Source organism: Zoogloea sp. (assembly GCF_028689785.1).
Taxonomy (GTDB): Bacteria; Pseudomonadota; Gammaproteobacteria; order Burkholderiales; family Rhodocyclaceae; genus Zoogloea.
The window spans coordinates 1-15,204 of the sequence record NZ_JAQVCN010000085.1 but is presented as its reverse complement, the minus strand read 5'-3'; the positions used below and the strand labels follow the sequence as shown (position 1 = coordinate 15,204).

Genomic DNA, 15,204 nt, shown 5'->3' with positions numbered 1-15,204 from the left:
ATTACGATCCACGCTTCCTTCCCACGCTCGGTCGCCCTCACGCAGTTGCGCTTCACTTCGTTCGCTGTGATCAACTTACGGCGGGACTTACACCCGCAGGAGTGCGCCCATGCTGGGCGCACCCATGCAAAAGGCCGCCTGGCAAAAGCGAGGCGGCCTTTCTTGTGAGCAGTTGCACTAGCCCAAGGAGCAGGCTCTACTCTGCAAGCTTTCCACGAAAATCAGGCAGAGAACGACGAACCACACCCGCAGGTGCTCGTTGCATTCGGGTTGCGGATCACAAACTGGGAACCCTCAAGCCCTTCGGTGTAGTCAATCTCGGCACCAACCAGATACTGATAGCTCATCGGATCAATCAGGAGCATCACCCCTTCCTTTTCCATCACGGTATCGTCGTCATTCCGGATCTCGTCAAACGTGAAACCATACTGAAAACCGGAACAGCCACCGCCAGTCACAAAAACCCGCAGTTTCAAGTCCGGATTCCCTTCCTCAATGATCAGATCCTTGACCTTGTTCGCTGCACTATCAGTGAACACGAGGGGGATGGGCATTTCAGTCACGGCGTTCATTGAACTACTCCTTCAAATTTATCTTCGAATTATGGTCAGCGCCTCACAAGCGGTCAAGGTGCCAGCATTGAATAGTCGACAAAATTAGTCGAATTTAGTTCAAGGCATCACCGGGACATGCCCGAGACCCGTGACCTCAGGCAGCCCGAAGAGAATGTTCATGTTCTGGACCGCTTGACCGGCAGCCCCCTTGACGAGGTTGTCGATGACCGACAATACCACCACCACATCCCCCCCCTGGGGGCGATGCACGGCGATACGACACATATTGGCCGAACGAACCGAACGCGTCGAAGGATGCGCCCCCTTCGGCATCACGTCCACAAAGGCCTCTCCTGCAAAGCGCTCTTCAAACAGCGCCTGCAAATCAACATCCTTCTTGAGACGACCATACAGCGTGGCATGAATCCCCCGAATCATCGGCGTCAAGTGGGGAACAAAAGTCAGACCAACCGGAGCCCCGGCGAAGCGCGACAAGCCCTGGCGAATCTCTGGCAGATGCCGGTGCCCCGCCACACCATAGGCTTGGAAGTTATCAGCCGACTCTGAGAACAGGATGTGAGTCTCAGCCTTCCGCCCCGCGCCGGACACGCCGGACTTAGCATCGGCGATCAAACCATCCAATTCAACCACCCCAGCCTCTACGAGCGGAAGAAAACCCAGTTGCACCGCAGTGGGATAACACCCGGGATTCGCCACCACCCGCGCGGAAGCAACAGCCTCTCTATTTACCTCTGGAAGGCCATACACAGCCTCCGCCACCAGTTCGGGACAGGCGTGCTTCATCCCGTACCACTTCTCCCACTCAGCGATATCAGTAATCCGAAAATCCGCAGCGAGATCAATCACCTTGACACCCGCATCAACCAGCGCCTTTGCCTGCTGCATCGCGATGCCATTCGGCGTTGCAAAGAACACCACATCACAAGCAGCCAGGTCAGCCGCCTGGGGGTCAACGAAGCAAAGATCAACCCGGCGACGCAAACTGGGAAACATGTCCGCAACCGGAAGCCCAGCTTCACCCCGAGAAGTGATTGCCCGAATTTCCACCCCCGGATGCTGCGCCAGCAGACGCAGGAGCTCTACACCGGTATACCCAGTCCCGCCAACAACCCCGACCTTGATCATGCCCACCCCCAAAGAAAATGAACGACTGCTGCAAGCGCACGCCTAGCAGCAAAATACCATCTCCAGATGACAAAAAGCCGCCCAAGGGCGGCCTTTTGACAAACGATCGAAACGGATTAACGCTTCGAGAACTGCTTGCGACGACGCGCCTTGCGGAAGCCGACCTTCTTACGCTCAACTTCACGGGCATCGCGAGTCACCAGCCCAGCCTTCTTCAGGGGGGACTTGAGCTCAGCATCGTAGTCAATCAGGGCACGGGTGATGCCGTGACGGACAGCGCCGGCCTGACCGGATTCGCCGCCACCAGACACATTCACCAGAATGTCGAAAGTATCGACAAAGTTGGTCAGCACGAGAGGCTGACGCACGATCATGCGACCGGTCTCACGGGAGAAGAACTGATCAACCGGCTTGCCGTTCACGACGATGTTACCGGAGCCCTTCTTGATAAAGACGCGAGCAACGGCCGACTTGCGACGACCGGTACCGTAGTTGTAAGTCACAGCCATTATCGGCTCCTGTTAAATCGCGAGAACTTTGGGCTGCTGGGCGGCATGCGGATGCTCGGCACCGGCATAGCACTTCATCTTCTTGAGCATTGCGTAGCCGAGCGGGCCCTTGGGCAGCATGCCCTTGACAGCCTTTTCAAGCACGCGAGCCGGGAAGCGCTGCTGCAGCTTGGTAAAGTTGGTTTCGTAGATGCCGCCCGGATAGCCGGAGTGGCGGTAGTACTTCTTGTCTTGGGCTTTGTTGCCGGTAACACGCAGCTTTTCGACGTTCACGACGACGATGAAATCACCGGTATCGACGTGCGGCGTGTAGATGGCTTTGTGTTTGCCGCGCAAGCGACGCGCAACTTCGGAAGCAAGCCGACCAAGGACCAGGTCCGTCGCATCAACAACGAACCAGTCGCGCTTGACCTCATGCGGCTTGGCAGAAAACGTTTTCATGAAGATCCCTCAGACTTTTCCCGACACCGGGAACGACCATAATTCGGAAAGCCGCGGATTCTACCGTGATGCTTTCGCTCATGTCAAACCCTGACGAGAGATAAAAAAAAGCGCAGATCGGGGAGATCTGCGCTAAATCCACACCAAAGGAGGAGGGTGGAGGAGACACCTTTCAGTCGCTTCAGCCTACAAAAGCAACTGGACTGAGCGAATTATCTCGCCGGGCCCGACTTCACGCAAGCGATATTTGTGCAACGCACAACAAATCTTTTAATTTAAATATAAACCAAATTAATCAATGAGCACAAAATCAATCCATTGATTAAAAAGAGTAAATTTCAAATTGCCCCAAAAAAACCATAAAGTCAAAAGGGTAAATCGGCCCGAAATTGCTGCATCGCAACACAGCTTCAGTGCTGCTCGACATTCAGGAAAGCTACAATCTCCAATCTTTGAGCAGGTTTGAACGCCGGACCTGCCATCACATGACCAAGGGAGGCCGGGCAAGATGGAATGCGTAGTGAAATGGGTAGGCGGGATGAGCTTCATGGCAGAAACAGGCTCTGGCCATGCAGTCGTGATGGACGGAGCACCGGAAGCCGGCGGACGGAATTTGGCTCCGCGCCCTATGGAGATGATGCTGGCCGGGGCTGGCGGATGCACCGCCTTCGATGTCGTGCTGATTCTCAAGCGCAGCCGTCAGGATGTCACGGACTGCACTGTCAGCCTCAAAGCGGATCGAGCAGAAACGGACCCAAAGGTATTCACCCGCATCGCATTCCATTACACCGTTACCGGTCGCAATCTGAAGCCCGACAGCGTGGAGCGCGCCATCAAGCTTTCCTACGAAAAGTACTGCTCTGCCACGATCATGCTCAGCAAGACGGCCGAGATCGAACACACCTGGGAAATCATCGAAATCTGAACACATGCAGAGCCCGGGCCTCGTCCGGCCCACGCTTTCAGACCCAGTAGGCCAATCCAGTCATTACCTTTGAACTAGCCTTCATTGCGGCCTTGACTGGAGCAGGGAGATCGACAGCTCCGAGGCGGACCGCCGTGTCTGCATGTGCGGCCTCATCCTCCTTCATCTGGATCACGATCTCTCTTGACCGCAGATCCTGGGGGGGCAGCCGGTCCAGATGACTTTTCAAGTGGCTCTCCACCTGACGCTCGGTCTCCGCCAGGAAGCCCAGATTGACGCCATCGCCAAACCGGGCTGCAATGACTCCGATCGCCAGGGAACCGCAGTACCAGAACGGGTTGAGCAGACTCTTGCGCCCCCCCAACTCGGCAATCCGACGCTCGGTCCAGGCCAGATGCTCGGTCTCCTCCTGGGCTGCACGCTCCAGGGCGCGCTTGATTCCCGCATCGTTCGACATCATGGCCTGGCCCTGATAGAGAGCCTGAGCGCAGATCTCACCACAGTGATTCACCCGCATGAGAGAGGCCGCATGGCCTCGCTCCTCGTCGGAAAGCTCGGCTTCGGGCAGGCTGTCGCCCGGAACCGGCCGCACGGTGCTGGCGTTTGCAAAAACGGTTCTCAGCGCTCTATCGAAACCCACAATCAGTTGGTCAAGCATGTATGACAAGTCCGAAATGTCCATCCATCAGCGGAGAGATGCTGCGTTGCGCAACGCTCCCAAAATCTCGTCCCTAGTCGGCAGGACGGATCCAGGCAAGCAAAAGAACTCCTTCGCCAGGACGGCATACTGACGATTCAGAGAGTTGTCGGAGATTCGCTGCCATTCAGCGTTACGGGGCAGCACCCATTCAGATCCGGCGCGCCCCATGGCATACAGTTTCCGCTCCGCCGTCTCGCAGCGTATGCCTTCATAACTGAGATTCTCCGCCCCACCCGCAGCCCGCACAAGAAGTGTGAAGCGCACGATGCCGTCGCTGTCAAGCCTCAATGATCGTCCATCGACATAGGAGGCCGCACTGGCTCCCGGGCTGACCTGAAAGGGGATGAGATCTTTCTCTACGGGCAGAGGCGGAAGCTCAAGTGCCGCTTCCTTCCATTCCGGCTTAACCTCCCCCTCGAACAGCGCTGTACGCCCCCCGGTGCATCCGGTGAGCTGGGCGGTGAAGAGCAGGAGAGCAAGGCCTGCGGCAGACCAACGCGAACTGAAGAGCAGGGCAGGCATGACGGCTTTCACTGGAGACAAGCCCCGATTCTAGCGCCTCACCGGGAAACCGGCGAGGCGGAACCGCCTTCGTCAGCCAGCAATGGCAGCCTCAATCTCGGCAAATGTGCGGGCGACCTCGGTGGTCTGAAGCGGAATCCCCATCTGGCGAGCGATCTGTGAAGCAGAAAAAATCCCCCGCAAGGACAACTGGCCGTCACCCCCCTCCTCCATTACCAGCGCATGCTGCCGCCCACAGGCCTTGAGGGTGGAAACCACGTGCCCGACCTCTGAGCGGAGAACGTCGGACAGCAACACGGCATCCAATTCTTCGGCTGCAACCATGATGTCTCGGACGGCAAGCTCCTCGTGACGCATCAACCGCTCACCGGCAACACGAGTCGGCTTCTCGCCCAGCAGGTCATTGAAGGTGATAACCCCAACGACACGACGGGCGGGATCCGTGACAAAAAGCAGTCGGACCCCTCGCAGGATCATGCTGTGATTGGCCTCAGCCAGAGACAAATCATGGGCGATGGTCGCCGCGGGAATGCGGCGAAGATCAGTCATCACCTCAATTGCAGGCGAAGATGCCGTGACTTTCGCCATACTCCAAGGGTCTGCAATCTCGCAGGCTCCGTTACGTACCCGGAACTGTTTGATCGGCGGATAGTGCAAGCGCTCCATGGTGTCTCCTCCCATTGTGCCCTACATCACAAACCGGAGCCGCTGAGGCGACCCCGGCCATCACCTCGCCAAACAACGGCGAAAGACCGATAACCCGCGTTGTCAGACCAGCAAGCACGCACCGAGCCTCTACACGACTACACCGAGGCCGGCGGTTCAGCGCTGTCTGGTTGTGAATCGAAAACCCGGTAGCTGTCCGGGATTTCAAAAAACCGATCCCGGAACAATAACCGGGCAAGTTCCAGCAAGGCGGACTGATACACGCCCCGCTTGAACTCGATCACGGCTTCCAGCGGGACCCAATAATAACTCCAGCGCCAGGCATCAAATTCGGGGTGATTACTCGCGCGCAAACAGACGTCGGAATCGCGCCCCACCAACCGGAGCAGAAACCAGATCTGTTTCTGTCCTCGATAGGTGTTTCGCCACTCTCGCTTGATCCAGTGCTTGGGAACGTCGTAGCGCAACCAGCCGCGTGTGCGGCCGATGATGCGGACGTGCTCAGGCTTCAAGCCGACTTCTTCGAAGAGCTCACGGTACATGGCCTGTTCCGGCGATTCGCCGTGCTTGATTCCGCCTTGCGGAAACTGCCAGGAATGTTCTCGTATCCGTTTGCCCCAGAAAACTTCGTTGCGCGCATTCACCAGAATGATGCCGACGTTAGGCCGATAGCCTTCACGGTCGAGCATGGTGCAACCTTTAATTCATGAACTGGCCGGAATTCTTCCACATTTCCCCCTGTCGCGAAAGAACAACGCCCTGATTCGGTGCGCAGCACGACAAGCACCGCCAGTCGGCCCCGTGCACGGTAAAATCGCAGGCTGTACTTCTCAACGGATCCGGTCCATGCGTGCCTCACAGTTCTTCCTCTCCACCCTCAAGGAAGCCCCGTCCGACGCCGAAGTCATCAGCCACAAGCTCATGATGCGAGCCGGCCTGATCAAACGGCTCGCCGGCGGCATTTACACCTGGATGCCCCTCGGCCTTCGTGCCCTGCGCAAGGTGGAAGCGATTGTAAAGGAAGAGATGAACCGTGCCGGCGCCATCGAGTTGCTGATGCCTGCCGTCCAGCCAGCCGAACTCTGGCAGGAATCCGGGCGCTGGGACTTCTACGGCCCTGAGCTGCTTCGCTTCAAGGACCGCCACGACCGCGATTTCGTCATCGGCCCGACCCACGAGGAAGTCATCACCGACGTCGTGCGCCGTGACCTGAGGAGCTACCGGCAACTGCCCAAGCACTTTTACCAGGTGCAGATGAAGTTCCGCGACGAGATCCGGCCGCGCTTTGGCGTGATGCGCGGACGCGAGTTCCTGATGAAAGACGGTTACTCCTTCCACAGCTCCTTCGAGGACCTGCAGCGGGAATACCGCAACATGTACGACACCTACCACCGCATCTTCAACCGCCTCGGTTTGAAGTTCCGCGCGGTGGCCGCCGACACTGGCTCCATCGGTGGCACGGGCTCCCATGAGTTCCACGTCATCGCGGAAACCGGCGAGGACGACATTGCCTACTGCCCCGCGTCCGACTACGCTGCCAACGTCGAGCTGGCCGAAGCCCTGGCCCCCGCCACCCCGCGACCGGTCGCCGCTTCAGCCCTGACCAAGGTGCACACCCCGGGCGTCAAGACCATTGATGAACTGGCTGCCTTCCTGAAGGTGCCGGCCACCCTTACCGTCAAGGCCATCGTGGTGGACGGCGACGACAGCATTGGCAACAAACCCGTGCTGCTGCTCCTGCGCGGCGACCACGAACTGAACGAAGTGAAGGCCCAGAAGATCAGCGGCGTCAAAAATCCGCTGACTTTCGCCTCTCCCGCAGCCATTCTTGCCGCATTTGGTGCCAACGCCGGCTCCCTGGGCCCGGTGGGCTTCGAGGGCCGCGTGGTGATGGACCGCAGCGTGGCCGCCATGGCCGACTTCATTACCGGCGCCAACCAAGACGACCATCACTACACCGGCGTAAACATCGGCCGTGACTTCCCCGAGGCCGAAGTGGCCGACCTGCGCAACGTGATGGCGGGCGACCCCTCCCCCGACGGCCAGGGCCCCCTTGAGATCTGTCGCGGCATCGAAGTCGGCCACATCTTCCAGCTCCGCACCAAGTACGCCGAGGCCCTGAACTGCAAGTTCCTCAACGAACAGGGCAAGGAGCAGATCATGGAGATGGGCTGTTACGGAATCGGTGTCTCCCGCATCCTGGGCGCGGCCATCGAACAGAACAACGACGCCCGCGGCATCATCTGGCCGGACGCCATCGCACCCTTCCAGGTTGCCATCGTACCCATGGGCTATGCCAAGTCGGATGCAGTGCGCGACGCGGCCAACGCCCTCTACGCCGAACTTGTTGCTGCCGGCATCGACGCTTTCCTGGACGACCGGGACGAGCGCCCGGGCTCCCTTCTGGCTGACAACGAGCTGATCGGCACTCCCCACCGGGTGGTCATCGGCGATCGCGGCTTGAAGGAAGGCGTGGTCGAGTACCAGGGGCGTCGTGACGCAGAAGCCACCAAGCTGGCCGTCGGCGAAGTAGCCCAGCTCGTTATCGGCAAGCTGAAGGGCTGACCATGACAGCCCTCCGCCGCCCCCTCGCCTCAAGCCTTCTCGCCCTGCTGTTGGTGGGAGCCGCCACTGGGGTACAGGCCGGCAATCAGCAATACCAGCCCCTCGCCGCCAGCGTGCAGGCCGCCCTGCACGCTGCCGTGGCAGATCAGGCACCGCTGGATGCCAGCTTTCAGCGCTCGGCAGAGCGAGCCCGCTGGCTGTCCGAGATGTCCCAGCGCCTGGCCAAACGCATACCGGACGAGAGCTATCGCTCCGAGCTGCTACGGGCAGTGCACTATGAAGCCAGTCGGGCGGGTCTCGACCCTCAGCTCGTACTCGGCTTGATCCAGGTGGAAAGCGGCTTCAAGAAATACGCCGTGTCCTCGGTCGGCGCCCGCGGTTACATGCAGGTGATGCCCTTCTGGGCCCGGCTCATTGGCACCGAAGACACCAACCTCTTCCACATGCGTACCAACCTGCGTTTCGGCTGCACGATCCTGCGCCACTACCTGGACATCGAAAAAGGCGATCTCTTCCGCGCCCTCGGTCGTTACAACGGAAGCCTGGGCAAGGCCGAGTATCCGAACATGGTTCGGGCCGCCTGGGAGCACAACTGGTCGTATCCCAACTACCGACTGGCCCAGAACCCCTGAAGCCAGTCTGCAAACAAACCGGGCGCCTGACAGGCGCCCGGTTTGCATTCATCAGGCCTCGGATCACCCCATGATGATCCCGCCACCGAGGCACACCCGGCTTTCGTAGATCACAACGCTCTGCCCCGGCGTCACCGCCCACTGGGGCTGAGCAAAGGCAATCTCAGCCCGCCCGTCGGCCAACACATCAATCTCGCAAGGCGCATCCGGCGTGCGGTAGCGCGGCTTGGCAGTGTACACCCAGTGGGTCCGCGGGTCCCGCCCCGACACCCAGGACAGGTCGGAGGCAATCATCCGCTCCTTGAGCAAGGCGGGATGGTCATGCCCCTGTACGACGTACAGCACATTGCTGGCCACATCCTTGACCGCGGCATACCAGGCATCGTGATCCCCGGCGTCATCCTGGTTACCCTTGATACCGCCGATCTGCAGCCCCTTGCGCTGACCGATGGTGTGATGCATCAAACCTTGATGCTGGCCGATGACTCTGTTGCCTTCCAGCGTGCGGATCTCACCTGGTTTGGCAGGCAGATAGCGGGAAAGGAACTCCCGGAAGGGGCGTTCGCCGATGAAACAAATGCCAGTGGAATCCTTCTTGGCGTACACATGCAGACCGGCAGCCTCGGCCATCTTGCGCACATCGCGCTTGTATAGGTGGCCGATGGGAAACAACGTCCTGGACAGCTGAGCCTGATTGAGGCGGTACAGGAAGTAACTTTGATCCTTGGTGCCGTCTTCGGCCTTCAACAGCTGGTATTCCGTCCGCCCGTCGTTGGTCCATTCACGCACCTGCGCATAGTGCCCCGTCGCGATGCGGTCGGCCCCCAGCGCCATGGCGTGATCCAGGAAGGCCTTGAACTTGATCTCGGAATTGCACAGGATGTCCGGATTCGGCGTGCGCCCGGCTTCATACTCCCGCAGAAAATCGGCGAACACCCGATCCTTGTATTCCTTCGAGAAGTTCACGACTTCCAATTCGATACCCAACACGTCGGCCACCGACACGACGTCTACCAGATCCTCCCGGGTCGAACAGTATTCGCTATCGTCATCATCCTCCCAGTTCTTCATGAACAGGCCAACCACGTCATAACCCTGCTGCTTGAGCAACAACGCCGCCACAGACGAATCCACTCCGCCGGACATGCCGACAACAACTTTTTCCTTACGAGACATTCGGTCCCTCTCCATCCAGCCAGTCTTCCAGGGGTAACACCAAAGCAGGATCGCCATGCTCCCCGAACCACGAATCCACCACGAAGGACGCCCCACCTTCAGGCACCTCATCACTCTTCTCGCGAATGACCGCCGAGAAATGCTGAGCCACCAGCCAGCGCACCCTGCGCTGGATCGGCTCCACCCCATGAAAACGCAACAGCCTGCGAGCTTCCATCATTTTCAGGAAGCCAGAAGTCGTCTCAGCGTGATCAATGCAATCCATCATTCCATGGACGCCGTCATCAAGGAAGTTCCCGGCGCGATCGGCGTGAATCGGCGACTGCTCACCAGCCCACAGGTACAACTGGCCAACAACAAGTGACAGGATCGCCCGTTCAGCCACCGGCGTATCCGCCAACCCCAGTCGCTCACCCAGTTCGGTGAGCCGAGCTTCCGAAAACCTTACTTCCTGCCTGGCCTGGCAGCCGTAATTGAAACAGACCATTGCCTGCTCGTCCGCCAGGGCGAACCCCGCCCAGAGCAGCATCGCGGCAAGGAGGCACCTCATGTCGCATCGTAGTGGCGGATCAGCTCCAGCGGATATCTCCGCCCTGCGATGTAGTCTTCACAGCACTGCAGGATCAACGGGCTGCGGTGGTGCTCCCGCGTCGCCTTCAGCTCATCGAGAGTCATCCACACCGCGCGCACGATCCCCGCATCCAGCGAACGCTCCGGCTCGAAGCCACACAGCTCACCGCCAAAGGCAAAGCGCAGGTAGGTCACATCGCCGCCCGGGCGTGGCCACTGATAGACCCCAACCAGAAAGGAAGGGCGGAATACATGGGCGGTCTCTTCCAACGCCTCGCGCGAGGCGGCCTCAATCAACGACTCGCCCTGCTCCAGATGACCGGCAGGCTGATTGAAGCGCAGCCCGTCCTCGGTCTCTTCTTCCACTAGCAGAAAGCGCCCGTCGCGCTCAACCACAGCGGCCACCGTGACATTCGGCTTCCAGATCCTCATGGCGTTCCTGCACATAAAGGGTACATTTTACCCCCTTCCGGGCGAAGGTCCGCAGCTGCTCGGAATGAGCTAGAATCGGGGGTTTGAATTCACTGTTTCAGCTGGAGATCCCCATAATGTCAATGGCAGACCGCGACGGTTTCATCTGGTACGACGGCAAACTCGTGCCGTGGCGTGAAGCAACCACCCACGTGCTCACCCACTCCCTCCACTACGGCCTGTCCGTGTTCGAGGGTGTCCGCGCGTACAACACCGTCAAGGGCACGGCGATCTTCCGCCTCGCCGAGCACACCCAGCGTCTGCTCAACTCCGGCAAGATCTACATGATGAACATTCCTTACACCAAGGAAGTTCTCATGGAAGCACAGCTGGAAGTCGTGCGCGTCAACAAGCTCGAAAGCTGCTATCTCCGCCCGATCGCCTTCTACGGCTCTGAAAAGATGGGCATCTCCACCAAGGGCGCAACCGTGCACGTGGCCATCGCAGCCTGGCCCTGGGGCGCCTACCTGGGTGAAGACGGTCTGCAGCGCGGCATCCGGGTGAAAACCTCATCCTTCGCCCGTCACCACGTAAACGTCACCATGCCCCGCGCCAAACTGGCTTCCACCTACGCCAACTCCATCCTGGCCAACCTGGAAGCCACCGAAGCCGGCTACGACGAAGCCCTGCTGCTTGACACCAACGGCTTTGTCGCAGAAGGCGCTGGCGAGAACCTCTTCGTGATCAAGGACGGCGCCATCTACGAACCCGAGATTGCCTCCGCCCTCACCGGCATCACCCGCAACTCGATGATTCAGGTGGCCAAGGAGTTCGGTCTGGAAGTGATCTCCAAGCGCATCACCCGCGACGATATCTACATCGCCGACGAAGCCTTTTTCACCGGCACAGCAGCCGAAGTCACCCCGATCCGCGAACTCGACGGCCGTGTCATCGGCGAAGGCTCCCGTGGCCCGATCACCGAGAAGCTTCAGTCTCGCTTCTTCGAGATCGTGAACGGCAAGGCACCCGAATACGAACACTGGCTGTCATTCATCTAAGATCCCAGGAGAGATCCATGCCCGAGAATCAGGACAAGACCAAGCCGATCGAAGTCACTGCCAAGTCGCTCCCGCTCCACTGCCCGATGCCTGATGCGCCCCTTTGGGCTCGGCACCCTCGCGTGTTCCTGGACGTAACCTCCGAAGGCAAGGTCACCTGCCCTTATTGCGGCGCCCACTATGTCTTTTCCGGCGAATTGCCGAAGGGCCATCATTGAGCTTAAACACGGGCTCCGGCCAACACGGGGGCGGCAACGCCCCCGTGTCACGTCCAGCCCCCTTCCCGGAAACTCCGCCGCATGAGCACTCCGATCTTCACTACACCTGACGAAGCCGAAGCCGCCTTTTACGCCGCGCTGGCCCACGCCGACATCGACCGCATGATGGCAGTCTGGTCGGAGGATGACGAAGTGGTCTGTGTGCACCCGGGCAGCATCCGCCTGATTGGTCTGGTCGCCATCCGCGAATCCTGGCGCCAGTTGTTCGCCAGCGGTGCCCGCATCACCGTCAGCACCACCCATCCGGTGCACTGGTCCAACCTGATGACCGCCGTCCACACCGTCCATCAGCACGTCCACGTGGAAGGAGACGATCGCCTCCACCCGCCGATCATTGCAACCAACGTCTTCGCCCGGGGTGCCCTGGGATGGAAAATGGTGATGCATCACGCCTCACCCGCGCCCGACATGGACAACCTGCACAGCAACGACAGCCCCCACGTCATCCATTGACGCCGTCAATCACCCCCTACACAGCTCCTCGCTGGCTACCCGGCGGTCACGTCCAGACCATCTGGCCACTTCTGCGCAGAGGCACCTCGCCCCCTCTCCGGCGCGAGCGCTGGAACACCCCCGACGGGGATTTCATTGATCTGGACTGGCTACCCCATAAGCCGGGTGCCCCCCTCGTGGTGCTTTTCCACGGCCTCGAAGGCTCCAGCCAGTCCCCCTACGCCCGCAGCCTGATGCGCATACTCGCGCAGATTGGCTGGAACGGCGTTGTTCCCCATTTTCGCGGCTGCTCCGGCGAACCCAACCGGCTGCCCCGGGCCTACCACTCCGGCGACGCAGACGAGATCGGGTGGATCCTGGAAAGGCTGGCCACCCTGCACCCACAGCTTCCACGTTACGCCGCCGGCGTTTCCCTGGGCGGCAACGCCCTGCTCCTGTGGCTGGGCACCCGGGGGCGGGATGCCTGCCGGATGCTCCACGCCGCTGCGGCCATCTGCCCGCCCCTTGATCTGACCGCGGCGGGGCACAACCTGGGCAAAGGCTTCAACCGTCTCTACACCCGGCACTTTCTGGCCACCCTCAAGCACAACGCCACCGCCAAGCTGCGCCAGCACCCCGAGCTGTTCGACCTCCAGGCCATGCTGCGCGCCACCAACCTCTACGAATTCGACAACCTGGTCACCGCCCCCCTGCACGGCTTCCGCAACACGGATGACTACTGGCTCAGGGCATCAAGCAAACCTCACTTGGGGGCCATCTGCGTCCCCACCCTGGTGATCAATCCGCTCAACGACCCCTTCCTGCCCCCCAGCTTCCTGCCCACCCGGAAGGACGTCTCCCCTTGCGTCACCCTTGAGCAGCCCACCGACGGCGGCCATGTGGGCTTCGTCTCCGGCGGCTGGCCCGGCCATCTGGACTGGCTTCCCAGACGTCTGGTGCACTTTTTCACGCTCAACCACAGTTCCTAAACCCCCCTCCACCTGGAGATGGGGGGGTCATGGTGCACCGCGTATAATCCAGTTCTCATTTTCCACAAGCGGAGCTTCCAGCATGTTTGTCCCTGCCCCCGAGATCTTCAAGGCCTACGATATTCGTGGCATCGTCGACAAGACACTGACCGCTGAAGCCGTCCGTGCCATCGGCCATGCCCTCGGCTCGGAAGCCGTTGCACGGGGTCAGAAGGCCATCGCCGTAGGCCGTGACGGCCGCCTGTCCGGGCCAGAGCTGGCGGGCGCCTTGTCCGACGGCATCCGCGCCGCTGGCGTAGACGTGGTGGACGTGGGCTGCGTACCGACGCCCCTAACCTACTTCGCGGCATACGAGTTGGGCACAAACTCCTGCGTCTCCGTCACCGGCAGCCACAACCCCCCCGATTACAATGGCCTGAAAATGGTCCTTGGCGGCCAGACTCTTTTTGGTGAGCTGATCCAGTCCCTGCGGCAACGCATCATCGACGGCCATCTGGTTCATGCTGCAGTGCCGGGCAAGCTCACCCAGGCCGACGTGGTGCCCGCCTACGTGAACAAGATCGTCGGTGACGTAAAGCTCGCCCGCCCGATGAAAGTCGTCATCGACTGCGGCAATGGTGTGGCAGGTGCTGTTGCCCCGGCTCTCTTCAAGCGCCTCGGCTGCGAGCTGGTCGAGCTGTTCTGTGAAGTGGATGGCAACTTCCCCAATCACCACCCGGATCCGTCCAAGCCCGAAAACCTCGCCGACGTGATCCGCGCCCTCAAGGAAACCAATGCCGAGATCGGCCTGGCCTTCGACGGCGACGGCGATCGCCTGGGCGTGGTGACCAAGGATGGCGAGATCATCTACCCCGACCGTCAGCTGATGCTGTTTGCCGAAGACGTACTCACCCGCGTTCCGGGCGGCGAGATCATCTACGACGTGAAGTGCACCCGCAACCTGGCCGGCTGGATCAAGGCCCGGGGCGGCAAGCCCACCATGTGGAATACCGGCCACGCCCTGGTCAAGGCCAAGCTCAAGGAGACCGGCGCCCCCCTGGCCGGCGAGATGAGCGGCCATGTGTTCTTCAAGGAGCGCTGGTACGGTTTTGACGACGGTCTCTACACCGGCACCCGCCTGCTGGAAATCGTCTCTCGCCAGCCCGATGCCAACCCGGTGCTCAAGAACCTTCCCAACGCCATCTGCACGCCCGAGCTCAACATCAAAATGAACGAAGGCGAACCCTTCGCGCTGGTGGACAAGCTCAAGGCCGAGGCCAGCTTCGAAGGTGCCGAGAGCCTGCTGACCATCGACGGCGTGCGCGTCGAATACGCCGATGGCTTTGGCCTGGCCCGCCCGTCCAACACCACCCCGGTGGTCGTGCTGCGCTTCGAGGCCGACAGCGAAGCCGCCATCGCCCGCATTCAGGCCGACTTCCGCCGTGCCATCGAAGGCGTGTGGCCGGGTGTCCAGCTGCCGTTCTGATCACTTCCCGATCAATGCAAACGGGCCACCCTGAGGTGGCCCGTTTCAGACTGCTGACGAACCCCTGGTTTTTCCGGGGGTTCGTGTTTTTGAAGCCCTCTCAGACGACGAGAAACGCTCGGTAGCGGCCAACGGCTGTGGGGCTCGTTGGGATCGAAATGATGT

General features: G+C 60.3%; 19 protein-coding genes. 8 read left to right on the top strand and 11 right to left on the bottom strand.

Going from position 1 to position 15,204, the window contains the following annotated elements:
* Positions 1-221: 221 nt before the first annotated feature.
* From erpA to rplM, 4 genes are all read right to left on the bottom strand, one after another.
* Positions 222-572: an iron-sulfur cluster insertion protein ErpA gene (gene erpA / locus PHI64_RS21870; protein ID WP_299887935.1), complete on the bottom strand. Its 351-nt coding sequence runs from the start codon at positions 570-572 to the stop codon at positions 222-224.
* A gap of 99 nt (positions 573-671) precedes the next feature.
* The gene (gene argC / locus PHI64_RS21865) at positions 672-1,700 is read right to left on the bottom strand and encodes an N-acetyl-gamma-glutamyl-phosphate reductase (protein WP_299887932.1); all 1,029 of its coding nucleotides are present in this window, start codon (positions 1,698-1,700) and stop codon (positions 672-674) included.
* A 116-nt stretch (positions 1,701-1,816) separates the two neighbouring features.
* The gene (gene rpsI / locus PHI64_RS21860; RefSeq protein WP_299887929.1) at positions 1,817-2,209 is read right to left on the bottom strand and encodes a 30S ribosomal protein S9; all 393 of its coding nucleotides are present in this window, start codon (positions 2,207-2,209) and stop codon (positions 1,817-1,819) included.
* Between the two features lie 12 nt (positions 2,210-2,221).
* On the bottom strand, positions 2,222-2,650 hold the full coding sequence (gene rplM, locus PHI64_RS21855; RefSeq protein ID WP_296411174.1) for a 50S ribosomal protein L13: 429 nt from the start codon (positions 2,648-2,650) through the stop codon (positions 2,222-2,224).
* A gap of 508 nt (positions 2,651-3,158) precedes the next feature.
* Here rplM and PHI64_RS21850 point away from each other — a divergent pair.
* Complete coding sequence (locus PHI64_RS21850) at positions 3,159-3,575, top strand: OsmC family protein (protein ID WP_299887924.1); 417 nt, start codon at positions 3,159-3,161, stop codon at positions 3,573-3,575.
* A gap of 37 nt (positions 3,576-3,612) precedes the next feature.
* Here the strand turns inward: PHI64_RS21850 and coq7 are convergent, their stop codons facing one another.
* From coq7 to PHI64_RS21830, 4 genes are all read right to left on the bottom strand, one after another.
* On the bottom strand, positions 3,613-4,233 hold the full coding sequence (coq7, locus tag PHI64_RS21845; RefSeq protein WP_299887921.1) for a 2-polyprenyl-3-methyl-6-methoxy-1,4-benzoquinone monooxygenase: 621 nt from the start codon (positions 4,231-4,233) through the stop codon (positions 3,613-3,615).
* Positions 4,234-4,260: 27 nt separating this feature from the next.
* Positions 4,261-4,797: a CNP1-like family protein gene (locus tag PHI64_RS21840; protein ID WP_299887918.1), complete on the bottom strand. Its 537-nt coding sequence runs from the start codon at positions 4,795-4,797 to the stop codon at positions 4,261-4,263.
* Positions 4,798-4,869: 72 nt separating this feature from the next.
* A complete protein-coding gene (locus PHI64_RS21835) occupies positions 4,870-5,463 on the bottom strand; it encodes a CBS domain-containing protein (protein WP_299887915.1) in 594 nt (197 codons plus the stop codon).
* Positions 5,464-5,600: 137 nt separating this feature from the next.
* Entirely contained in the window at positions 5,601-6,152 is a 552-nt protein-coding gene (locus PHI64_RS21830) for an RNA pyrophosphohydrolase (RefSeq protein WP_299887912.1), read from the bottom strand.
* Between the two features lie 157 nt (positions 6,153-6,309).
* Here PHI64_RS21830 and PHI64_RS21825 point away from each other — a divergent pair, with 157 nt between their 5' ends.
* Together PHI64_RS21825 and PHI64_RS21820 are read left to right on the top strand one after the other, a co-directional pair.
* Positions 6,310-8,028: a proline--tRNA ligase gene (locus tag PHI64_RS21825; protein ID WP_299887910.1), complete on the top strand. Its 1,719-nt coding sequence runs from the start codon at positions 6,310-6,312 to the stop codon at positions 8,026-8,028.
* 2 nt (positions 8,029-8,030) lie between these two features.
* Positions 8,031-8,660, top strand: a complete 630-nt coding sequence (locus tag PHI64_RS21820) for a lytic transglycosylase domain-containing protein (protein ID WP_299887908.1) — start codon at positions 8,031-8,033, stop codon at positions 8,658-8,660.
* A gap of 63 nt (positions 8,661-8,723) precedes the next feature.
* Here the strand turns inward: PHI64_RS21820 and mnmA are convergent, their stop codons facing one another.
* Genes mnmA through PHI64_RS21805 form a run of 3 tightly spaced genes read right to left on the bottom strand, consistent with a single transcriptional unit; the run spans position 8,724 to position 10,838 of the window.
* Positions 8,724-9,836 carry a tRNA 2-thiouridine(34) synthase MnmA gene (gene mnmA, locus PHI64_RS21815; protein WP_299887905.1) on the bottom strand — a complete coding sequence of 371 codons (1,113 nt, stop codon included), beginning with the start codon at positions 9,834-9,836 and terminating at the stop codon, positions 8,724-8,726.
* Positions 9,826-10,386, bottom strand: a complete 561-nt coding sequence (locus tag PHI64_RS21810; protein WP_299887902.1) for a hypothetical protein — start codon at positions 10,384-10,386, stop codon at positions 9,826-9,828. The genes mnmA and PHI64_RS21810 overlap by 11 nt, the downstream gene beginning before the upstream one ends.
* Positions 10,383-10,838, bottom strand: coding sequence for an NUDIX hydrolase (locus PHI64_RS21805; RefSeq protein WP_299887899.1), 456 nt, complete (start codon positions 10,836-10,838; stop codon positions 10,383-10,385). The genes PHI64_RS21810 and PHI64_RS21805 overlap by 4 nt, the downstream gene beginning before the upstream one ends.
* A gap of 116 nt (positions 10,839-10,954) precedes the next feature.
* On the opposite strand from PHI64_RS21805, the gene PHI64_RS21800 reads away from it, so the two are divergent.
* From PHI64_RS21800 to PHI64_RS21780, 5 genes are all read left to right on the top strand, one after another.
* On the top strand, positions 10,955-11,875 hold the full coding sequence (locus PHI64_RS21800; protein WP_299887896.1) for a branched-chain amino acid transaminase: 921 nt from the start codon (positions 10,955-10,957) through the stop codon (positions 11,873-11,875).
* 17 nt (positions 11,876-11,892) lie between these two features.
* Positions 11,893-12,093, top strand: a complete 201-nt coding sequence (locus PHI64_RS21795) for a zinc-finger domain-containing protein (RefSeq protein ID WP_299887893.1) — start codon at positions 11,893-11,895, stop codon at positions 12,091-12,093.
* A gap of 81 nt (positions 12,094-12,174) precedes the next feature.
* The gene (locus PHI64_RS21790; protein ID WP_299887890.1) at positions 12,175-12,606 is read left to right on the top strand and encodes a nuclear transport factor 2 family protein; all 432 of its coding nucleotides are present in this window, start codon (positions 12,175-12,177) and stop codon (positions 12,604-12,606) included.
* The gene (locus PHI64_RS21785) at positions 12,603-13,574 is read left to right on the top strand and encodes a hydrolase (RefSeq protein WP_299887888.1); all 972 of its coding nucleotides are present in this window, start codon (positions 12,603-12,605) and stop codon (positions 13,572-13,574) included. The genes PHI64_RS21790 and PHI64_RS21785 overlap by 4 nt, the downstream gene beginning before the upstream one ends.
* An 82-nt stretch (positions 13,575-13,656) precedes the next feature.
* On the top strand, positions 13,657-15,039 hold the full coding sequence (locus tag PHI64_RS21780; RefSeq protein ID WP_299887886.1) for a phosphomannomutase/phosphoglucomutase: 1,383 nt from the start codon (positions 13,657-13,659) through the stop codon (positions 15,037-15,039).
* Positions 15,040-15,204: the final 165 nt, after the last annotated feature.